Consider the following 1,908-nt stretch of genomic DNA (forward strand, 5'->3'; position numbering starts at 1 on the left):
GCGGCGGTGAGCACCGCGTCCCAGGCCGGCGCGGCGAATTTGCCCCACAGCTGCGACCAGCTTTCGGCGACGGCCGACCAGCGGTCGGGATCGGCACCGTTCATCTTTGTTCTCCCGGGGGTCGCCGGGCCATCCGCCTCCCGGCCCGGCACACCAGGATATCGACCGCGGATTCCGGGAAAAGCACTGGCCACTCGCGTTGATCACGTCCATTCCCGGGCCGCCACCGCACAATCCGGAATAGCACCGGCCGCACCGCACACCGCATCGGCCGACGAGCCGGTGCACCCCCGCCGCAGCCGGTACACCTCAAGACCGCTCCGGAAGTTGCGGAGGGCCGCTCCCCCTTCGGAGGATCGAGGACCCGTCCGAACGACCGACCCGTCGTCCGGATCGGCGCGAAGACACGGGAGATCATCCCTTCGAAAGTTTCGGTAGGATCCTTTCCCCTTAAATGGGTCTAGTTCGGACACGTGACCGGGTACGGCGGCCCATTCTGTGTCGTTTCCAGCGATTACCGCGACCCCGCCGGTCAACGCGCGCCGAGCTCGGAAATCCTCGTATCACCGCCGTGTTGCCGGATTGTTATCCCGTGTTTCAAGATCGCCCGCCGACCCTCTTGTGCAACCGGTCGTTATGGGAAAACGTTGCCGGGCACAACAAACTCGCTCCTGATCTTGAACACGTCCGGGAGTGACTCTCCCGCGCACTGGCACCATCGAAGCCGATCGAAGGCCCGGAACACCCGAAAGGACACAAGGTATGCGTAAAGGACTATTCGCCCTGACCGCGGCAAGCCTGCTGGCCGCCGGCAGCATGGCCGCGTGTGGTGACGACAGCAGCGGCGACTCCGGCAGCACCGGCGGTTCGTCCACCGGCAAGGTCGGCGTCATCCTGCCCGACACCAAGAGCTCGGCGCGGTGGGCCACTGCCGACCTGACGTACCTGAAGGCCGCGTTCGACGCGGCCGGGGTCCAGGCCGACATCCAGAACGCCCAGGGTGACAAGACCCAGTTCCAGACGATCGCCGACGGCATGATCTCCAGCGGCGTCAAGGTCCTGATGATCGTCAACCTGGACTCCGGCACCGGCAAGGCCGTGCTGGACAAGGCCAAGAACGCCGGCATCGCCACCATCGACTACGACCGGCTGACGCTCAACGGCGGCGCGAACTACTACGTGTCGTTCGACAACGTCAAGGTCGGCGAGCTGCAGGGTCAGGGCCTGGTGGACTGCCTGGCCGAGAAGAAGTACACCAAGCCGGTCGTCGCCGAGCTCAACGGCTCCCCGACCGACAACAACGCCACCCTGTTCAAGCAGGGCTACGACTCGGTCCTCAAGCTCAAGTACGACTCGCAGGAATACGTCAAGGGCCCGGACCAGGCCGTACCGGACTGGGACAACGCGCAGGCCGGCACCATCTTCGAGCAGATGCTCACCTCGAACAAGAACATCAAGGGTGTGCTCGCCGCCAACGACGGCCTCGGCAACGCCGCCATCGCGGTGCTGAAGAAGAACAAGCTCAACGGCCAGGTTCCGGTCACCGGCCAGGACGCGACCGTGCAGGGCCTGCAGAACATCCTCGCCGGCGACCAGTGCATGACCGTCTACAAGGCGATCAAGAAGGAGGCCAACGCGGCCTCCGAGCTGGCCATCGCGCTGGCCAAGGGCCAGAAGCCGACCACGGCCACCGGCGTCACCAAGGACGTGGAGTCCGGCAAGGACGTCCCCTCGGTGCTGCTGGACCCGCAGTCGATCACCAAGGCGAACGTCAAGGACGTCATCGCCGACGGCTTCGTCACCAAGGAGCAGCTGTGCACCGCTGACTTCGCCAAGGCCTGCACCGACGCGGGCATCAGCTGATCTGAGCTGATCGCGGGTCGTCCCGTTCGACTCGGCGCCGCTCCC

Annotated in this window: 1 protein-coding gene; it reads left to right on the plus strand. The window is 65.6% G+C overall.

Features of this window, described 5'->3' with window-relative positions; translation table 11 throughout:
• The first annotated feature begins 762 nt into the window (after positions 1–762).
• Positions 763–1,863 (plus strand): substrate-binding domain-containing protein, encoded by a 1,101-nt coding sequence (locus AB0C29_RS46200; protein ID WP_360834421.1) that lies wholly within the window; start codon positions 763–765, stop codon positions 1,861–1,863.
• Positions 1,864–1,908: the final 45 nt, after the last annotated feature.

The sequence above is a fragment of the Actinoplanes sp. NPDC048791 genome, assembly GCF_040650095.1.
GTDB lineage: Bacteria > Actinomycetota > Actinomycetes > Mycobacteriales > Micromonosporaceae > Actinoplanes.